General features: G+C 67.1%; 11 protein-coding genes. 10 read left to right on the top strand and 1 reads right to left on the bottom strand.

Translation table 11 applies throughout. The features are described from left to right. Positions 1-37: 37 nt before the first annotated feature. The gene (locus ABIB51_RS08010; protein WP_354187211.1) at positions 38-1,042 is read right to left on the bottom strand and encodes a sunset domain-containing protein; all 1,005 of its coding nucleotides are present in this window, start codon (positions 1,040-1,042) and stop codon (positions 38-40) included. A 104-nt stretch (positions 1,043-1,146) separates the two neighbouring features. Here ABIB51_RS08010 and ABIB51_RS08005 point away from each other — a divergent pair, with 104 nt between their 5' ends. From ABIB51_RS08005 to ABIB51_RS07960, 10 genes are all read left to right on the top strand, one after another. After that, positions 1,147-2,085: a LysR family transcriptional regulator gene (locus ABIB51_RS08005; RefSeq protein ID WP_354187209.1), complete on the top strand. Its 939-nt coding sequence runs from the start codon at positions 1,147-1,149 to the stop codon at positions 2,083-2,085. A gap of 129 nt (positions 2,086-2,214) precedes the next feature. Further along, positions 2,215-3,936, top strand: coding sequence for a dihydroxy-acid dehydratase (gene ilvD / locus ABIB51_RS08000; protein WP_354187207.1), 1,722 nt, complete (start codon positions 2,215-2,217; stop codon positions 3,934-3,936). Between the two features lie 355 nt (positions 3,937-4,291). Then, complete coding sequence (locus ABIB51_RS07995; protein WP_354187205.1) at positions 4,292-6,190, top strand: acetolactate synthase large subunit; 1,899 nt, start codon at positions 4,292-4,294, stop codon at positions 6,188-6,190. Between the two features lie 2 nt (positions 6,191-6,192). Continuing rightward, positions 6,193-6,705, top strand: coding sequence for an acetolactate synthase small subunit (ilvN, locus tag ABIB51_RS07990; RefSeq protein ID WP_354187203.1), 513 nt, complete (start codon positions 6,193-6,195; stop codon positions 6,703-6,705). 100 nt (positions 6,706-6,805) lie between these two features. Next, positions 6,806-7,831, top strand: a complete 1,026-nt coding sequence (gene ilvC, locus ABIB51_RS07985) for a ketol-acid reductoisomerase (protein WP_354187201.1) — start codon at positions 6,806-6,808, stop codon at positions 7,829-7,831. 117 nt (positions 7,832-7,948) lie between these two features. Continuing rightward, on the top strand, positions 7,949-9,544 hold the full coding sequence (gene serA, locus ABIB51_RS07980) for a phosphoglycerate dehydrogenase (protein ID WP_354187199.1): 1,596 nt from the start codon (positions 7,949-7,951) through the stop codon (positions 9,542-9,544). A gap of 204 nt (positions 9,545-9,748) precedes the next feature. Further along, complete coding sequence (locus ABIB51_RS07975; protein ID WP_354187197.1) at positions 9,749-12,538, top strand: ABC transporter permease; 2,790 nt, start codon at positions 9,749-9,751, stop codon at positions 12,536-12,538. Further along, positions 12,535-13,302 carry an ABC transporter ATP-binding protein gene (locus ABIB51_RS07970; protein ID WP_502916093.1) on the top strand — a complete coding sequence of 256 codons (768 nt, stop codon included), beginning with the start codon at positions 12,535-12,537 and terminating at the stop codon, positions 13,300-13,302. The genes ABIB51_RS07975 and ABIB51_RS07970 overlap by 4 nt, the downstream gene beginning before the upstream one ends. A gap of 9 nt (positions 13,303-13,311) precedes the next feature. After that, positions 13,312-14,871: a methionine--tRNA ligase gene (gene metG / locus ABIB51_RS07965; RefSeq protein WP_354187195.1), complete on the top strand. Its 1,560-nt coding sequence runs from the start codon at positions 13,312-13,314 to the stop codon at positions 14,869-14,871. A gap of 95 nt (positions 14,872-14,966) precedes the next feature. Then, on the top strand, positions 14,967-16,019 hold the full coding sequence (locus ABIB51_RS07960; protein ID WP_354187193.1) for a 3-isopropylmalate dehydrogenase: 1,053 nt from the start codon (positions 14,967-14,969) through the stop codon (positions 16,017-16,019). Positions 16,020-16,049 lie beyond the last annotated feature (30 nt).

The following is a 16,049-nucleotide window of genomic DNA, read 5'->3' as shown; positions in this document are numbered from 1 at the left end:
TCCCGCGCGCCCGTGACCATGGCCCGCCTGCCGTACCCTACAGCCGGGACCGGCGCGGAGGCCGGAAACCGGCGGCTTCGGCATGGGCTGCGGACTCGAACCAGACCTCTGCCCGGGATTCTTCGTAGGAGGCGCTGGTCTCGTCGTGATAAATCATCGAGGACGCATTGCCTTTGACGGTGAAGCCTTCGGGACCGGTGCCGTCCGCGGCCGGTGCCGCCGATCCCTCCCCGTAGGGCTGATCCAGGGCGAGGTGCCCGGAGGGCTCCGCGGTGTGGCTGGCTGCGGTTTCGGCCGCGGCGGACGACATCGCGGTCTGGGCCGTCTCGGCTTCCGGCAGGGCAGCGGCCTCCGGCAGGGCAGCGGCCTCCGGCAGGGCAGCGGCCTCCGGCAGGGCAGGTGCTGCCTCAGCCTCGGCCTCTGCTTCGGCTGCGGCTGATTCCGCGCCCGGGAGGGTGGGGGCATGGGATTCGGTGTATTCGGCGTGGTGGACCGGCGCTCCGGCCGCACCGGGGCCGGGCAACGCTGCCGTGCCGCCCTGGGCGTGCCCGAGATGCACCGCGGCATGTGCTTCATCCACCGGCGGGGTCTCGGACCACTGGGTCTCCCACTCGGCCGGCGCGGCGCCGGCGGCTCCGCTGACGCCGGCGGACGTCGCGGTGGCAGGTTCCGCAGCAAGTTCCGTGGAAGTCTGCACAGCAGTCGGCGCGGACGTTCCCGCGGCAGGCTCCTGCGCAGCAGGCCCAGCGGCTTTCGAGTCCTCTGCGGTGGTGGGTGCTATCGGCTCGGCGTTGCCGAACCCCGCAGCGGCCGGCATGCCTGTGGTGGCGGCTGCGGCGGCCGATGCCGCGGCGCTGCCGCCGGACAGTGCGCCATCGTGGGCGACCTGGTTCGCGGAGGCAGGCGTGGACGCGGCGGGACCGGCGGCTGCGCCTGTTCCTGCATCCGACGTGCCGTTGCCCTTACGGGAGTTGCGGTTCAGCAGCCCCCAGACGATGGCGACGATCGCCACGATGACGATGAGCCAGATAATCCAGTCCATAGCACAGCCCTTCTGTCCGGAGGCAAGGTTGCCGTTGCTTGACGGTACGTCCGCGCCGCGGCGGCTGTCCACCCTCCCGGGCGCCCGCAAGGTAGCCTCTCCTCATGGATTTCAAGAGACTGCGGATACTCCGGGAGCTCGCCGATCGCGGCACCGTCGGCGCCACCGCCGAGGCGATGAAGGTGACGCCGTCCGCCGTCTCCCAGCAGCTCAAGACCCTGCAGGACGAACTGGGTGTGGTCCTCGTGGAGAAATCCGGCAGGGGAGTGCGCCTGACCGAGGCGGGACTGGCCATGGCCGCAGCCGCGGCCGAGGTCTCCACGGCTATGGCGCGCGCGGAGGCCACCATCGACACCTACCGGCTGGGATGGCAGACGCACGTCAAGGCCGCCTTCTTCCCCAGCGCCGCGGAGATGTTCCTGCCCGGGCTGCTGCACCGGGTCAAGGCGATCGACGGCCTGCGGTTCGAGGCCCACTTCGAGGACCCGAATGTGGCCGGATTCGCGGGGCTGACCGCCGACTACGACATCGTCCTGGCCCACAGCGTCGACGGTCCCGAGGTCTTCGCGCGGCTGGGCCTCGTGGTCGAACCCTTGCTGGAGGAGCCGCTGGACGTCGCCATGCCGGCGGGCCATGTCCTCGCCGGCAAGGACACCCTGTTCGCCCGGGACGTGATCGGCTATCCGTGGATGGGCGTGCCCGACGGCTTCCCGTTCGACACGGTGCTCCGGCAGATCGAAGTGCAGGCGGACTCGCCGGCCGTCCGCGCCCAGCTCTACCCGGACCTGCGCGTCCTGGAAGCCCTTGTCAGCGCGGGGCACGGACTGAGCCTGCTGCCGCGCTACACGGCGCTGAAGAACCAGGGCAGGGGCTTCGTCCTGCGGCCCCTGGCCGGGGTCAAGGCCAGCCGGAGCATCGTGGCGCTCGCGCGCCCCGATGTCGCGGCCCGGACCACCATCCAGCAGGTCCTGTCCCTGCTCAAGGCGGAGGCGCTGGCGCTCGCGGACGCCCCCGAGCTGCGGGACGCCGCCCGCCTTAGTTGACGGGGAGCAAAGTGCAAAGTCCATCAGGTGAGACGAGAGTCCACTATTTGATCGACACATTCCCGTTTTTCCGCTTAATGCTCCATCCGGGGTCGTTGCCCTGCGCAACGGAGCCCTAGACTTTGAGCCATGAGTGAGGACACCCAAACAGCAACAGACACCAAACCGGACATCAAACCCCGCAGCCGGGTCGTTACCGATGGAATCCACGCCGCGCCGGCGCGCGGGATGTTCCGGGCGGTCGGCATGGGCGACGACGACTTTGCGAAACCGCAGATCGGTGTTGCCAGCTCGTGGAATGAAATCACTCCGTGCAACCTCTCGCTGAACCGGCTCGCGCAGGGCGCCAAGGAAGGCGTCCACGCCGGGGGCGGATTCCCCATGCAGTTCGGCACAATTTCCGTATCGGACGGCATCTCGATGGGCCACGAGGGCATGCACTTCTCGCTCGTGTCGCGCGAAGTGATTGCCGATTCGGTCGAAACCGTCATGCAGGCTGAGCGCATTGACGGCTCCGTCCTCCTGGCCGGCTGCGACAAGTCCCTCCCGGGCATGCTGATGGCAGCGGCCCGCCTGGACCTGGCCAGCGTGTTCCTCTACGCCGGCTCGATCATGCCGGGCTGGGTCAAGCTTGAGGACGGCTCCGAAAAGGAAGTCACCCTCATCGACGCGTTCGAAGCCGTCGGAGCCTGCGCCGCGGGCAAGATGAGCCTCGAAGACCTGACCCGCATCGAAAAGGCCATCTGCCCCGGCGAAGGCGCCTGCGGCGGCATGTACACCGCCAACACCATGGCCTGCATCGGCGAGGCCATGGGCATGTCCCTGCCCGGCTCGGCCGCCCCGCCGTCGGCGGACCGCCGCCGCGATGAATTCGCCCGCAAGTCCGGCGAAGCAGTGGTCAACCTCCTGCGCCTCGGCATCACTGCCCGCGACATCATGACCAAGAAGGCGTTCGAGAACGCCATCGCCGTGACCATGGCATTCGGCGGCTCCACCAACGCCGTCCTGCACCTGCTCGCCATCGCCCGCGAAGCCGAAGTTGAGCTGACGCTCGATGACTTCAACCGGATCGGCGACAAGATCCCGCACCTGGGCGACCTGAAGCCGTTCGGCCGCTACGTCATGACCGACGTCGACAAGATCGGCGGCGTTCCGGTCATCATGCGCGCACTGCTCGACGCCGGACTGCTCCACGGCGACTGCCTCACCGTGACCGGCAAGACGGTTGCCGAGAACCTCGCGGCGATTAACCCGCCGGATCTGGACGGCAAGATCCTCCGCGCACTGGACAATCCGATCCACAAGACCGGCGGCATCACGATCCTGCACGGTTCGATGGCTCCGGAAGGCGCTGTCGTGAAGAGCGCCGGCTTCGATGCCGACGTCTTCGAGGGCACCGCCCGCGTGTTCGAGCGCGAGCAGGGAGCCCTGGACGCGCTGGACAACGGCAAGATCAAGGCCGGCGACGTCGTCGTCATCCGCTACGAGGGCCCCAAGGGCGGCCCGGGCATGCGGGAGATGCTCGCCATCACCGGCGCCATCAAGGGCGCCGGCCTGGGCAAGGATGTCCTCCTGCTCACGGACGGGCGCTTCTCCGGCGGAACCACCGGACTGTGCATCGGCCACGTTGCGCCGGAAGCGGTCGACGGCGGCCCCATCGCCTTCGTCAAGGACGGCGACCGGATCCGCGTGGACATGGCTGCCCGCACGTTCGATCTGCTCGTGGACGAGGCGGAGCTCGAAAGCCGCAAGATCGGCTGGGTGCCGCTCCCGGCCAAGTTCACCAAGGGCGTCCTCGCCAAGTACGCGAAGCTGGTCCACAGCGCCTCCACCGGCGCCTACTGCGGGTAATACTGCCTGTCGGAGGCGGCGCTGCCGCCTCCGACAGGACCAGCTTGTGGACAGCGTTGTCCAAATAGTGAGATAGGGGGCGGGCTCGTTGACACCCGTCTGGCTAAGAGGGAAAACTGAACGCATGATCGAATTCGTTACCGCCGGCACCACTGCAGGTGTATCCGTCGTACTTACCAAGCGCGTGGCTCAATAGCCTTCACTGGTAACGAACCGTCACGCGCAACCCCTCGAAGAGCCGTCAGGCTGAGGGGTTTTTTTATTTCCGCACCACCCGCACCACCAGTACCAAGCATTACCAGCAGTCCCACGATCACAGAAGATCACCACAGCAGATCCCCAAAGGAAGAGTCCGATGAGCAAAGGATCGCCGATCAGCCCCTCGCTGATGGCCACGAAGTCCGCTGGAGCCCACAAGGCTTCGGAACGCGTCGAACGTCCGGCTGGCGCCGGCGTCGACACTGCTGCCGTCTCTCCTGTCCTTGGGCCGAACAACGTCGTACCCCCGACGGTGATGACCGGCTCACAAGCAATTGTCCGCTCGCTCGAAGAACTCGGCGTGGACGATATTTTTGGTTTGCCCGGTGGCGCGATCCTGCCCACCTACGACCCCTTGATGGCTTCCCGAATGAACCACATTCTGGTCCGTCACGAACAGGGAGCCGGCCACGCCGCGCAAGGCTACGCCATGGTCACCGGACGGGTTGGCGTCTGCATCGCCACATCCGGCCCGGGAGCCACCAACCTCGTTACCGCCATCATGGATGCCCACATGGATTCCGTGCCGCTCGTCGCCATCACCGGCCAGGTCTCCAGCGGGGTCATCGGCACCGACGCATTCCAGGAAGCGGACATTGTCGGCATCACCATGCCGATCACGAAGCACTCTTTCCTGGTCACGGACCCCAACGACATCCCGCACGTTATGGCCGAGGCTTTCCATCTCGCCTCGACCGGCCGCCCGGGACCCGTCCTGGTGGATGTCGCCAAGGACGCCCAGCAGGGTCAGATGACCTTCTCCTGGCCGCCCAAGATCGACCTCCCCGGCTACCGTCCGGTGCTCCGCGGCCACTCCAAGCAGGTCCGCGAGGCCGCCCGGCTCATTGCGGCGGCCAGCAAGCCGGTGCTCTACGTCGGTGGCGGAGTTGTGAAGGCCCATGCCTCGGCGGAACTGCGCGAGCTCGCGGAGCTCTCGGGTGCCCCGGTGGTCACGACCCTCATGGCCCGCGGCGTCTTCCCCGACTCGCACCCGCAGCACGTCGGCATGCCCGGCATGCACGGCACGGTCTCGGCCGTGACGGCGCTGCAGCAGTCCGACCTGCTGATCACCCTCGGAGCCCGCTTCGACGACCGGGTGACCGGCATCCTGAAGTCGTTCGCCCCGAACGCCAAGGTCATCCACGCCGACATCGACCCGGCGGAAATCTCCAAGAACCGGACGGCCGATGTCCCGATCGTAGGCTCGGTCAAGGAGATCATCCCGGAACTCAGCGAGGCCCTGCGGCTCCAGTTCGAGGCCTCCGGCACCCCGGACCTCACCAACTGGTGGGCCTTCCTGAACAACCTCAAGGAGACCTACCCGCTCGGCTGGACCGAACCGGAGGACGGCCTCAGCGCCCCGCAGCGCGTGATCGAACGCATCGGAGCCCTCACGGGTCCCGAGGGCGTGTACGTCGCCGGCGTGGGACAGCACCAGATGTGGGCCTCACAGTTCATCAAATACGAGCGCCCGCACGCCTGGCTGAACTCCGGCGGAGCCGGAACCATGGGCTACGCCGTACCGGCGGCCATGGGTGCCAAGGTCGGTGCACCGGACCGTGTGGTCTGGGCGATCGACGGCGACGGCTGCTTCCAGATGACCAATCAGGAACTGGCCACCTGCGCGATCAACAAGATCCCGATCAAGGTCGCCATCATCAACAACTCCTCCCTCGGCATGGTGCGGCAGTGGCAGACCCTCTTCTACGAGGGCCGCTATTCCAACACCGACCTCAACACCGGCCACAACACCGTCCGGATCCCGGACTTCGTCAAGCTGGCGGATGCCTACGGCTGCGCCGCGTTCCGCTGCGAACGCGACGAGGACATCGACGAGACCATCCAGAAGGCCCTGGCAATCAATGACCGCCCCGTGGTCATCGACTTCGTCGTTAGCCCCAACTCCATGGTGTGGCCGATGGTCCCCGCCGGAGTCAGCAACGACCAGATCCAGGTTGCCCGCAACATGACCCCGGAATGGGAAGAGGAGGACTGAACATGACCCGCCACACACTGTCCGTTCTGGTCGAAGACAAACCCGGTGTACTGACCCGCGTCGCCAGCCTCTTCGCCCGCCGCGCCTTCAACATCAACTCCCTGGCCGTCGGCCCGACGGAGGTCCCCGGCATGTCCCGGATGACAGTCGTCGTCGACGCCGACGGCGAGCTGATCGAGCAGATCACGAAGCAGCTGAACAAGCTGGTCAACGTGATCAAGATCGTTGAGCTCACCCCAGAAACTTCCGTACAGCGTGACCACATCCTGGTCAAGGTACGTGCGGATGCCGCAACACGTCTGCAGGTAACCCAGGCTGCAGACCTGTTCCGCGCTTCAGTGGTCGACGTCTCCACCGAGTCGGTCGTCATTGAGGCAACAGGCCACCCCGAAAAGCTCACGGCACTCCTTTCAGTGCTCGAGCCGTTCGGCATCCGCGAAATCGTGCAGTCCGGCACCCTGGCCGTCGGGCGGGGATCCCGCTCCATGAGTGACAGGGCCCTGCGCACCGCTTAAGGCACGCACCCGGCGGGCGCCCACGCATGCCGCAGTACCGCACCACAGCAAGACCCACAGACAAGCCAACCCAAGAATCCATTCAAAAGGAGACACTCCAGTGACTGAAATGTTTTACGACGACGACGCCGACCTGTCGATCATCCAGGGCCGCACCGTTGCCGTCATCGGTTACGGCTCCCAGGGCCATGCCCACGCCCTCAGCCTGCGCGATTCCGGTGTTGACGTCCGCGTCGGCCTGAAAGAAGGCTCCAAGTCCCGCGCCAAGGCCGAAGCCGAGGGCCTGCGCGTCCTCAACGTTGCCGACGCCGTCGCCGAAGCGGACCTCATCATGGTCCTCACCCCGGACCAGGTCCAGCGCCACGTCTACGCCGAGGACATCGCCCCGAACCTGCAGCCCGGCGACGCCCTGTTCTTCGGACACGGCTTCAACATCCGCTACGGCTACATCAACCCGCCGGCCGACGTCGACGTCGCCCTCGTCGCCCCCAAGGGCCCGGGCCACATCGTGCGCCGCGAGTTCGAAGCCGGCCGCGGCGTGCCGGACCTGATCGCCGTCGAGCAGAACCCGTCCGGCAAGGCCAAGGAACTGGCCCTGTCCTACGCCAAGGCCATCGGCGGCACCCGTGCGGGCGTCATCGAGACCACCTTCACCGAAGAGACCGAAACCGACCTCTTCGGCGAGCAGGCTGTCCTCTGCGGCGGCGCCTCGCAGCTGATCCAGTACGGCTTCGAGACCCTCACCGAGGCCGGCTACAAGCCCGAGGTCGCCTACTTCGAGGTCCTGCACGAGCTCAAGCTGATCGTCGACCTCATGGTTGAAGGCGGCATCGCCAAGCAGCGCTGGAGCGTTTCCGACACCGCGGAATACGGCGACTACGTCTCCGGCCCGCGCGTCATCACCCCCGAGGTGAAGGAAAACATGAAGGCTGTCCTGGCGGACATCCAGGACGGCACCTTCGCCAAGCGCTTCATCGACGACCAGGACGCCGGAGCGCCGGAGTTCAAGGCGCTGCGGCAGAAGGGTGAGGACCACCCGATCGAGGCCACCGGCCGCGAACTGCGCAAGCTGTTCTCCTGGATCAAGAACGAAGACGACTACACCGAAGGCTCAGTCGCCCGCTAGGCACTGACCGGCAGGGAGGCCGGACACCATTTCTGGGGTCCGGCTTCCCTGCGTTTTTGCACCACGCGATGCACCAAAATCCCCGCCTGTTATACAAGAGAGCTAAAGAGGTCACCGGTGACAAGCACCAAACCTGTAGTACTCCTCGCTGAGGAACTTTCGCCCGCCACGATCGAGGCCCTCGGCCCGGACTTCGAAATCCGACAGACCGACGGCGCCGACCGTTCCCAGCTGCTCTCTGCGATCGCCGACGTCGACGCGATCCTCGTCCGCTCCGCCACGCAGCTGGACGCCGAAGCCCTCGCCGCGGCCAAGAACCTCAAGGTGATCGCCCGCGCCGGCGTCGGACTCGACAACGTGGACATCAAGGCCGCCACCCAGGCCGGCGTCATGGTGGTCAACGCGCCCACCTCCAACATCGTCTCCGCCGCCGAGCTCACCGTCGGCCACATCCTCAGCCTCGCCCGGCACATCCCGCAGGCCAGCGCGGCCCTCAAAGACGGCGAATGGAAGCGCTCCAAGTACACCGGCATCGAACTCTTCGAGAAGAAGATCGGCATCATCGGCCTGGGCCGGATCGGCGCCCTCGTCGCGGCCCGGCTCAAGGGCTTCGAGACCAAGATCCTCGCGTACGACCCCTACATCACCTCGGCCCGGGCCGCCCAGCTCGGTGTGCAGCTGGTGACCTTTGACGAGCTGCTCGCGCAGTCGGACTTCATCACCATCCACATGCCCAAGACCCCGGAGACCGTCGGCATGCTCGGGGCCGACGCCTTCAAGAAGATGAAGAGCACCGCCTACGTCATCAACGTCGCCCGCGGCGGCCTCGTCGACGAAGAAGCCCTGTACGCGGCCCTGGAGGCCGGCGAGATCGCCGGTGCCGGCGTCGACGTCTTCGTCAAGGAGCCCAGCTCCGACCTTCCGTTCTTCAAGCTCGACAACGTGGTGGTGACGCCGCACCTCGGCGCCTCCACCGACGAAGCCCAGGAGAAGGCCGGCGTCTCGGTGGCCAAGTCCGTCCGGCTGGCCCTCGCCGGCGAGCTGGTACCCGACGCGGTCAACGTGGCCGGCGGCATCATTGCCCCGGACGTCCGCCCGGGCATCCCGCTGATGGAGAAGCTGGGCCGCATCTTCACCGCCCTGACGCACGCCTCGCTCACGCAGTTCGACGTCGAGGTGGCCGGCGAAATCTCCTCGCTCGATGTCAAGGTGCTCGAACTCGCGGCGCTCAAGGGCATCTTCGCCGACGTCGTCACCGAGCAGGTCTCCTACGTCAACGCCCCCGTGATCGCCGAGCAGCGCGGCATCAACGTCCGCCTCATCACGACGCCGGACACGGAGTCGTACCGCAACGTCCTGACCCTGCGCGGCGCCCTCAGCGACGGCAGCCAGATTTCCGTCGCCGGAACCCTGACGGGGCCCAAGCAGATCCAGAAACTGGTCGGCGTCAACGGCTACGAGGTGGAGATCCCGATCAGCGAACACCTCGTGGTGGTGGCCTACTCGGACCGCCCCGGCGTGATCGGCACCATCGGGCACATCCTCGGCATGAACAACATCAACATCGCGGGCATGCAGGTTGCCCGCCAGACCGAGGGCGGCCAGGTGCTGGCGCTGCTGACCATCGACAGTTCGGTGCCGCAGCAGGTCCTTGATGCGATCAAGGCCGGCATCGGCGCGGACATGGTCCGGGAAGTCGACCTCGAGGACTGATGTCCTCTGAACGCACGCCGGCGGCGGGCACCTTGCCGCCGGCGTCCGCGAAGCACCGGCCGTTCTGCGTACAATGGCTAGGTCCGAATCTCGGATCCAGCCGGTAGCCCGGCCTTTACTTTTTGCACACCCGGCAGGGGACGCCTCCACTTCCACGCGGAGTGGACCATGGTGTGCGCACGCAATCCAGCTTTCAGGAGCCCAATGAACGCCGTCCAGAGGTTCATCAGAAGCAGAGTGCTTCTGCTGACCGCGTCCATTTTGATCGTGGCCATGTGTCTTTCGGTCCTCGTTCAGGGGCAGTCCCAGGCTGCGCTGAACCGGACCGTTGACCAGAACTCCCGGGGGCTCTACGACGTTCTCGTCCAGGCCAAGGCCGACGACAACGGCGGGCTGATGCAGCCCGAGATCGCCACCGGCCAGGGCGGAATCAGCTTCGAGCAGCTGGACGGCATCAGGAAACTCTCCGGCACGTCCGTGGCGGCCCCGATCAGCCTCGTCTCCCGCGTGACCCAGAACCTGGAGGCCCCGCGGCTGGAGGCCACGGACTACCTGGGCTTCAACGCCGGACTCGCCGGCACCGCCGGAGACCCGAGCGCCACCGACCCGGCCAAGTGGCCGGCCCCCGAATCCGTCCTCTCCGACACCCCCAAGAAGTACCGCCTCACGGCCAGCGCCGTCAGCTCGGACGGGCACTCCGACCAGACCCTCTTCAAGACCATGGCCGAGGGCTCCCTCGGCAAGGCAGAGCTCGTCGAAGAGCAGGTGGACGGCGGCACCAACGTCCGTATCGCAGGCCCGGAGGGGGAGACCGGCATCAAGTTCCCGGCCCCGGCCGGCGGCTCGGAGCACAACCTCTTCAACCTCTCAGTCTCGCTGCCGCAGGCCCCCCAGGTGACGGAATCCGTCGTCGCCGTCGATCCCGTCTCCGAGCGCGCCCTGCTCGGAACGGCCGGTGACTTCCTGGCCCCGCTGGAGAAGGCGCCGCCCGCAGACGCCCGCAACGCCGGCGCGATCGGGCGCCACTTCGAAAGCCTCTTCACCAACGGCATCGGCATGGACGAATTGAAGGAAGGCCCGGACTTCCTCGGCGTCAAGCTCAAGTACTGGGCCCCGCTGATGACCCAGTACCAGCAGGCGAAGCGCAGCGGCCAGCTGACCGCCGATTCGCAGGCCATCCCGCTGATCGTCCGCTCGGGCACGTCGCTGGACCTCAAATACTCCGTCAAGATCGAGGAGATCGACGCGTCCGGGAACGTCACCAAGGACGTCGGCACCGTGACCCGCTCCCTGGACAAGGACTACCTCCCGTTCGTCTCGAAGTCCCCGTTCTCCCTCGCCTGGCCCGGTTCCAAGGACCTGACACAGCTGATGGGCGATACCGGCAGCTTCAGCCAGGGCCTCTACAACCCGGCCACCTGGAGCACCGACTTCGCCGCCGCACCGAAATACAAGGATGGCGAGACCGCCGGCAACGGGGCCGTGGACAAGAGCGCGACCCCCGGCGAATGGGTCACCGTCAACCGCCTGCCCGAAAAGGGCGCCAACGGCGACGCCGTCGACCAGACGCAACGCGAACCCGTTGACGAACGCTCCTATCGGGAAAACCTGGAAACAGGCAAGAAGCTCGCCACGCCCCTCGCGATGGTCTACGGCACGTTCGACGCCGGCCAGGTCAAGGATGTTGCCGGTGACGTCAACCGCCTGCCCCTCGGCGGCTACGACCCGACGCCCCTCACCCTGACGAAGGACGCGTCCGGCAAGGACGTCGAGAACACCGAACTCAAGCCCTCGCTGAGCGCCACCGGACTGGCCAGCCAGTCCGCCGGTGCCATCACCGACTACTACGGCCTGGCCGCCGCCCGCGGCTTCGAACAGAACGCCAACGTGATCGACGCCATCCGGGTCCGCGCCAAGGTGCCCGGCAGCTGGAAGCAGGCCCAGCCCGAGGTTGCAAAGCTTGCCGACGAGATCCGCGACATGGGCCTGCAGGCGACAGTGGTCGCAGGTTCGGCCCGTGAGGACGCCAGCATCTCCGTTCCCGGCTACTCCAAGGACGACGCCGGCAAGGAATCCCCGCTCGGCACCGTGCAGCAATCGTGGGTCCGCCAGGACGCCGCGGACGCCGTGTCCGGATCCCTGACCGCGACCAACCTGACCCTCCTCTTCATCACGCTCTGCGGCGCCGCGCTGCTCACCGGTGCCTCCACCGTGAGCTACGTCCGCAAACGCCGCAGCGAGGCCGGAACCCTGCGCGCCATGGGCTGGACCCAGCGCAAGATCCGCTCCTGGGTGCTGGCCGAATTCGGCGTCGGAGCGGCCCTGCTGGCCGTCGCCGGAACCGTCCTCAGCCTGATCAGCTGGAACGTGGAAACGGCGGTCGTCTCGGCCTCCGTCGTGGCCCTCTACATCGGCGCGGCGTTCTTCGCCGCGCAGCAGCTGCGGCACCGTGAGGTCATCGACCAGGAACCGCAGCACGACGAGCGCCTCATCGCCGTCGACTCGCCGCTGACCTTCGCGAACCGGCAGCTGAGCACCAACAAGTTCAACACCATCTCCCTGGCCGTCGCCGTCGGCGTCTTCGGTGCCGCGGTGGGCGGGCTGATCGCGCTGCTGATCGACATCCCCCGGGCAGCAGGTGCGAGCGCCCTGAGCGGGCTGGCCGCGGCCAGCATCGCGCTGCCCAGCATCGTCCTGGGACTGGCTGGCGTGGCCGTCGGGCTGCTGCTGACCATGGTCACCGGCCGGTTCGAGCTGCAGGCCAAGCGGCAGTACCTCAGCACCCTGCAGGCGATGGGCTGGAACCCCGACATGCTCGGCCAGGTCCGGTTCTTCGAAAATGCCATGGTCGGTGCGGTCGCGCTGCCCCTCGGTGTGGTCGGCGCCTTGGGCGTCGGACTGCTCCTCGCTCCCTATGCCGCGCTCTGGGCCGCAATCGCCGGGCTCGTGGCTGTACTCTGCTGGATTCCCATTGCAACGAAAGTGGTCCGATGAACAACGACCTGAACCTTGACCGGGCGGCTCACGACCGAATGACGGAGAGCACCCGCCGCGGTGCCCACCAGACCCGCGCCAACACGATCGTGAAAGCAACGGACCACGCCACCCCGCTGGAACTGAGCAACATCACCATCCACTACGGCGGTGGCAAGGGCGGTGCGGAAGCCGTCAACGTGGTGGACGACTTCAACATGACGCTGCACGCCGGTGAGATGCACTGCATCGCCGGCCGCAGCGGCTCGGGCAAGACCAGCATCCTGACCGTCGGTGCGGGCCTGACCCTGCCGACGTCGGGCCGGGTGTTCTGGGAAGGCGACTCCCTCGAAAGCATGGGCGACGACGAAATCGCCGACCGCCGCCGGGCCCTGATCGGCTACGTCGACCAGGGCGGTGCCCTGATTGACGGGATGAGCGCCCTCGAGAACGTCCTGCTCCCGGCCGTTCCCGACGGCGAGGTGGACAAGCGCCGCGACATGGCCAAGGACCTCTTGGACCTCGTTGGCCTCGGCCGGCGCATGCGCCACCGCCCGGCCCAGCTCTCCGGCGGTGAGCGCCAGCGCGTGGCGATCGCCCGGGCCCTGATCCTCGGCACCCGGGTGCTCGTGGTGGACGAACCGACCGCCAGCCTGGACCGCTCCGCGGCCAACCGCATCATCAGCATCCTCAAGGACACCACCTCGGACGGCATCGCCGTGCTGGTCGCTTCACATGACCACGAACTGGTCCGCCAGAGCGATACCCTGACCGAACTGATCTAGGTTAAAACTGTGACAACTTCCGAGAAGACCCCGTTCTACATCACGACGGCCATCAGTTATCCCAACGGCGTGCCGCACATCGGCCACGCCTATGAAGTCATCGCTACGGACGCCATGGCCCGCTTCAAGCGGCTGGACGGCTATGACGTCTTCTTCATGACGGGTACCGACGAGCACGGCCTCAAGATGCAGCAGACGGCGGAGAAGGAAGGCATCCCGGTCAAGGAACTCGCCGACCGCAACTCGGCCGCATTCCGCCAGATGAGCGATGACCTCGGCATTTCGCTGAGCCGTTTCATCCGCACCACGGACCAGGACCATTACGAGGCGGCCAAGGCCCTCTGGGAGCGGATGGAAGCCAACGGCGACATCTACCTGTCCAAGTACGCCGGCTGGTACTCCGTCCGGGACGAACGCTACTTCGTGGAGGACGAGACCGAAGTGCAGGCCGACGGCCTGCGCTACGCGAGCGAAACCGGCACCGAAGTGACCTGGACCGAAGAGGAGAGCTATTTCTTCAAGCTCGCCTCCTACCAGGACAGGCTGCTTGCCCTCTACGCGGACCACCCCGGCTTCGGCGCGCCGCACAACCGCTTCAACGAGGTCGTCAGCTTCGTCAAGGGCGGCCTGGAGGACCTGTCCATCAGCCGCACCTCGTTCAAATGGGGTGTCCCGGTCCCCGGCAACCCGGACCACGTCATGTACGTCTGGGTCGATGCACTGACCAACTACCTGACCGGCGTCGGCTTCCCTGACACCGCGTCCGAGGCATTCAAGAAGTACTGGCCGGCCGACGTCCATGTGATCGGCAAGGACATCTCCCGCTTCCACGCGGTCTACTGGCCCGCCTTCCTGATGTCCGCCGGGCTGGAACTGCCCAAGCGCGTCATGATCCACGGCTTCCTGCACAACCAGGGCGTCAAGATGTCCAAGTCGCTGGGCAACGTTGTGGCGCCCGCCGACTGGGTTGCCCAGTACGGCCTGGACCAGGTCCGTTTCTTCCTGCTCCGCGAGGTCCCCTTCGGCGCGGACGGTTCCTACAGCCACGACGCGATCGTGGGCCGGATGAACGCCGACCTCGCCAACAACTTCGGCAACCTGGCCCAGCGTTCGCTGTCCATGGTGGCCAAGAACTGCGAGGGCCGCGTCCCGGCGCCGGCCGGGTTCACCGCCGAGGACGCCGCGCTGCTGGGCCAGGCCAACGGGCTCCTGGACATCTCCCGTTCCGCGTTCGAGAAGCAGGAGTTCAGCCGCGCCCTCGAAGCGATCTGGGGCGTCCTGGGTGACACCAACGCCTACTTCGCCGAGCAGGCGCCGTGGGTGCTGCGGAAGACCGACGTCGAGCGCATGAACACGGTCCTCTATGTCACCCTCGAGGTGCTCCGGATCGTCGCGATCCTCGCCCAGCCGGTGATGCCGGCGGCGGCGGCGGCGATCCTGGAAACCCTCGGCCAGCCCGAGGGCGACGCCCGCCGGTTCACCGCGCTGCCGGAACCGATTGTCGCGGGGACGGCCCTGCCCGCGCCGGCCCCGGTCTTCCCTAAGTACGAGGAACCCACCGAGGCTTAGGCCACTCCGACGCCTGCCCGCCCGCACCCCGGGTGGGCTGTTCGGATACTGAGACGACTTGACCAGCATGTGGATGACTTGGCTACGCTGAAAACATGAGCGCATCCACGATTGATCTGGCCGTTATTCCCGGCGACGGCATCGGGCCCGAAGTCACGGCCGAAGCCTTGAAGGTTCTGGCGAAGGCTGCCGCGGCCGAGGGGATCGTGCTGCAGCAGACCCACTACAAGCTCGGTGCCCAGCACTGGCTCGAAACGGGGGAGACGCTGCCGGACAAGACCCTCGCCGATCTCCGCACCCGCGACGCCATCCTCTTCGGCGCCGTCGGGGCGGCCCCCGGCGACACCAGGATTCCCTCCGGCATCATCGAACGGGAACTGCTCCTGAAGCTGCGCTTCAGCCTGGACCACTTCGTCAACCTGCGGCCCTCCCGCCTGTACCCGGGCGTCGGCAGCCCGCTCGCCAACCCCGGGAACATCGACTTCATCGTGGTCCGCGAAGGCACCGAAGGCCCCTACGTCGGCAACGGCGGCGTGCTGCGCGCCGGCACGCCCCACGAGGTCGCCACCGAGGTCTCGCTCAACACCGCGCATGGTGTGGAGCGTGTGGTCCGGGACGCCTTCCGCCGCGCCAATGACCGCCCCCGCAAGAAGCTGACGCTCGTGCACAAGCACAACGTCCTTGTCTTCGCCGGCCACCTCTGGAAGCGCACCGTGGAGGCCGTCGCCCAGGAATTCCCGGAGGTCACCCACGACTACCTGCACGTCGATGCCGCCACGATCTTTATGGTCACGGACCCGGCGCGCTTCGACGTGATCGTCACGGACAACCTCTTCGGCGACATCATCACCGACCTCGCCGCCGCGGTGACCGGCGGAATCGGGCTGGCGGCCTCCGGCAACATCAACATGGAACGGACCGCTCCGTCCATGTTCGAACCCGTCCACGGTTCCGCCCCGGACATCGCCGGCCAGCAGAAGGCGGATCCCACCGCCGCCATCCTCTCCGCCGCCCTGCTCCTGGACCACCTCGGCTACGCCGCCGCGGCGCGGAAGATCGAGGTTGCCGTCATCGCCGACGTCGCCGGCCGGGGCGGCACCGTCCGCAGCACAAGCGCCGTCGGCGACGCCATCGCCGCAGCCCTCTAGGCGAGCTCCTGGGCCCGGCCAACGGGCGTA

Source organism: Arthrobacter sp. UYCu712 (assembly GCF_040547005.1).
Taxonomy (GTDB): Bacteria; Actinomycetota; Actinomycetes; order Actinomycetales; family Micrococcaceae; genus Arthrobacter.
Note: the sequence above shows the minus strand (reverse complement) of the source record. Positions and strands in the feature narration are given on the sequence as shown.